A 430-nucleotide genomic window follows, 5' to 3' on the forward strand; every position below is an offset into this window, starting at 1 on the left:
TTCCCGCCCGGTCCGCGTCGAGCCGACCGGGCGGGAAGACGTTGTCCGCCTCGTCGATCTGAAGCGCCGCTTCGGCGCGACGGCGGCGCTCGACGGCGTCTCGCTGACCGTGAAGAAGGGCGAGATCCTCGGCATCATCGGCCGCAGCGGCGCCGGCAAGTCGACGCTGATCCGCTGTCTGAACGGGCTGGAGCGGCCGGATTCCGGCGAGGTCTTCATCGAGGGGCGCGAGATCAGCCGCCTCGGCGAGCGCGAGTTGCAGCCGCTGCGCCGCCGCATCGGCATGGTGTTCCAGCATTTCAATCTCTTGTCGGCCAAGACCGTCGAGGACAATGTCGCGCTGCCGCTCAAGATCGAAGGACGCCCGCGCGCCGAGCGTGTGGCCCGCGCGGCCGAGCTGCTGCAACTCGTCGGCCTGTCGGAGAAAGCC

At 69.5% G+C, this 430-nt stretch carries 1 protein-coding gene; it reads left to right on the forward strand.

Annotation, left to right across the window (positions count from 1 at the left end; all coding sequences use genetic code 11):
• Positions 1-430, forward strand: a 430-nt coding sequence (locus EOA24_RS40890; RefSeq protein WP_127410967.1) for an ATP-binding cassette domain-containing protein, incomplete at both ends; no start/stop codon positions are given.

This window comes from Mesorhizobium sp. M2A.F.Ca.ET.039.01.1.1, assembly GCF_003998035.1.
Taxonomy (GTDB): domain Bacteria; phylum Pseudomonadota; class Alphaproteobacteria; order Rhizobiales; family Rhizobiaceae; genus Mesorhizobium.